Raw genomic sequence first — 3,067 nt, 5'->3', positions numbered from 1 at the left:
GGCGTGGAGGCCGCCACCGAGATCGCCGAGGCCCGCCCCGACCTCGGCGTCACCCTCGCCGTACGCGGCGAACTCGGCGACTGGCTCTCGCCCAAGGGCCGCCGCCACCTGCGGAGGGTCACCGACAAGCTCGGCATCGCCGTCCACGAGCACACCACCGTCGAGGGGGTGGCGGCCGGCCACGTCGTCACCGCCGACGGCACCGCCGTCCCCGCCGCCGTCACCGTGTGGACCGCCGGCTTCGCGGTCCACCCGATCGCGGAGGCCAGCACCCTGGAGGTCACCGGCACCGGCCAGATCGTGGTCGACAGGACGCTGCGCTCGGTCTCGCACCCGGACGTGTACGCCATCGGCGACGCCGCCCACGCCATCGGCCCCGGCGACAAGCCGCTGCGCATGTCCTGCGCCTCGGGCGTCCCCGTCGCCTGGCAGGCCGCCGACACCATCGCCGCCCGTCTCACCGGGAACAAGATCCCGGAGCCGTCCGCCCGCTACTTCAACCAGTGCGTCTCGCTGGGCCGCAAGGAGGGCCTCATCCAGTACGTCACCGCCGACGACCGCGCCGTCGGCGCGGCCCTGACCGGACGGCTCGCCGCCTTCTACAAGGAGGTCGTCTGCAAGGGCGCCGCCTGGGGAGTCGCCAACCCCACCCTCGGCGTGCCGTCGCGACGGCGGCCGGTCGTGGAACGGAAGGCCCCGGCCCCGGCCCCGACGCCGGAGACGGCATCCTGACCGGCCCGGCAGGGTCCCTGCTGTCCGTGGACGGACGCAGCTCCGTCCACGGACCGTAAATCCCCTACAGGACTGTCAGTTGGCGCTGTTAGCCTCCCAACGATCCTTGCAACCTGCACGGATATCTTTCCCTGGGGGGACGAGCAGCGTGTCGGACAGAAGACGACGAACCACCGGAATCCTGGCCATGGGGTGCGCCGTCGCGGTGGTCCTCGCAACCGGGAGCGGCGCCGCGTACGCGGCGAACAACGTGCCGCCCGAACAGCCGCGCATCAACGATCTGCTGACCGGGACGGGCGCGTGCGCAACCGGTGAGGCGGAGACGTACGTCTCCGGGCCTCCCGTGCTCTCCGCGGTCCTCCACGACTCCGAGGCGGACAACCAGCCGTCCGAAGCCAACCGGGTGCAGGCCGAATTCGAGGCCTGGTGGACGGACCCCAGCGGCACCGAACAGCGCCTGGCCTACACCCCGGCCGCCACCGGGACGTCAGGAATCCAGCAGGTCTGGCGCATGCCGGACGAGGTGCCGGCCAACACGGTCGTCTCCTGGCACGTCCGGGCGGACGACGGTAGCGCCACCTCCGCCTGGAGCTCCGAAAACGGCGGTGCGGCCTGCCGCTTCGTTTACGACGACACTCCGCCCGAACCCGCTGTCATCACGTCGCCGGACTACTCCGAGGAGGGGTGGCAGGACGGCGTCGGTGTCTACGGCACCTTCGTTCTGGACTCCCCGTCACCCGACGTCGTGTCGTACCGGTACCGGTTCACGGGTGAGAACCCGCAGTACGTGAGCCCGGCCGAAACGGGCGGCCCCGCGACCGTCCGCCGCCTCCCGACGAAGTCCGGTCCGACGACCCTGTCGGTCTACGCGGTGGACCGGGCCGGCCACAGCAGCCGGGAAACGGCCTACACCGTCGCGGTGCAGGCCGGCCGTGCTCCCACTGCCCGCTGGACCCTCGCCGACGCGGCCGGGTCCGGGTCCGCCGCTGCCGCCTCGGGCGCCGATGCCCGCGCCGGCGCCGGGGTGACCTTCGGCGGCCCGGCGCCCACCCTCACCTCCCTCACGTCCACGGCCCACCTGGACGGCGGCGGGCACGGCTTCTTGACCCCGGACGTTCCGGTCGTGGAGGACGGTGGCACCTTCGCCGTCAGCGGCTGGGCACGTCCGGGACGGACCGACCGCACCATGACGATCGTCAGCCAGGACGCGGGGGCCCGGGCCGCGTTCGCTCTCGGCCTGAACGGCGGGGATTCCGCCCCGACGTGGTCGTTCACTGTGGGCGGCGCCCACGTCACCGGAGGCGCGCCGGAAACGGGCGAGTGGGCCCACCTGCTGGGCATCTACGACGCCGAGACCGGCCTGGCTCACCTCTACGTCAACGGGACCGAGCCCGGCACCCCCGTCACGGCGACCCCCGCCGAGGAGGCCGGCTCCTTCCAGATCGGCCGCGCCAAGGGCCCGGTCGGCTACCGGAACCGCTGGAACGGCGACCTCGGCGAAATCCAGGTCCACGACCGGGTGGTGGTGCCGGAGGAGGCCACGGCCCTCGCCCACCGGACACCGCAGCCGCGCGGGTACTGGGCGCTGGAGACCGCGGCGGACGGCACGAGCCCCGAGCAGAACGGCGGCGCACCACTGCGGCTGAGCCCGACAGGCGCTGAGCTGTACACGACCCCCGCCGACGACCCGTGCGGGTGGGACCCGGACTGCGTTCCGGTCGAGCCCGCTCTGATCGGGCACGGCCACCTGCACCTGGACGGTGAGACCGGCTGGGCCGCCACCGACGTACCGGTCGTGGACACCGGGGACAGCTTCACCGTCAGCACCGTCGTCCGGCTGGCGGATGCCGTCCCCGCCCACCCCATGACCGTCCTCTCCCTGGCGGGAGAGGGGGCCGACGCCCTCCAGCTCCGCTACGACCCGGCACCGCAGGCCTGGCAGCTGGTCGTACCGGGGAGCGGGGCGGCCGGCGAGAGCACGGTCATAGCCTCGCACCGGGCCATGCCCGACAGCCCGACCCGGCTGGCGGTCGTCTACGACGACCAGGCCGACACGATCACCCTCTACGTCGACGGCACCGCCGCCGGGGCCCCGGCGCACTCGGCCGACGGTCTGCACGGCGAGGGCCCGTTGCAGGTGGGCCGGTCCCGGGCCTCCGAGAGCTATGGCGACTATCTGCACGGAGACATCGACGAGGTCGAGGTCTATGCCGGGGCACTGCCCGGAAGCCTGATCGCGCTGCTGGGCCGCGGCACCGGCCCCATCGCCTGAGACACCCGCACCACCTGGCCCGGTCAACCGGTACCGGACAGCACCGCCCGCAGCACCGTCCGC

At 73.3% G+C, this 3,067-nt stretch carries 2 protein-coding genes; both read left to right on the top strand.

The features are described from left to right. A partial coding sequence (locus ACFWEP_RS33585) for an FAD-dependent oxidoreductase (protein WP_387375925.1) occupies positions 1 to 732 on the top strand: 732 nt, incomplete at its 5' end. A 148-nt stretch (positions 733 to 880) separates the two neighbouring features. Next, on the top strand, positions 881 to 3,004 hold the full coding sequence (locus tag ACFWEP_RS33580) for a LamG domain-containing protein (RefSeq protein WP_387375923.1): 2,124 nt from the start codon (positions 881 to 883) through the stop codon (positions 3,002 to 3,004). Positions 3,005 to 3,067 lie beyond the last annotated feature (63 nt).

The sequence above is a fragment of the Streptomyces sp. NPDC060198 genome (genome assembly GCF_042728415.1).
Lineage (GTDB): Bacteria > Actinomycetota > Actinomycetes > Streptomycetales > Streptomycetaceae > Streptomyces.
This window is presented reverse-complemented; position numbering and strand designations above follow the sequence as displayed.